At 43.8% G+C, this 224-nt stretch carries 1 protein-coding gene; it reads left to right on the forward strand.

Annotated elements, in window-relative coordinates:
- Nucleotides 1–206 (forward strand): tyrosine-type recombinase/integrase (locus tag ACYQ2M_RS25575; RefSeq protein WP_459919210.1); only part of this gene is annotated, 206 nt, incomplete at its 5' end.
- Nucleotides 207–224 lie beyond the last annotated feature (18 nt).

The following is a 224-nucleotide window of genomic DNA, read 5'->3' on the forward strand; positions in this document are numbered from 1 at the left end:
TCTCCGTCCATTCCCTTCGCCACAGTTTTGCCACTCATCTCCTTGAACGTGGCTTAAGCCTTCGTCATATTCAGGCTTTGCTTGGTCATGCAAGCCCCACAACAACAGCTCGTTACGCCCATATAACTGACTTCACAGAACAAAGCAGTTTGCTCGTCATTAATGAACTCATGAATACACTTCATGTAGATTTAAAGAAGGTGTAATCATGAAAATGGCCTCTA

It is taken from the genome of Desulfocicer niacini (assembly GCF_054657595.1).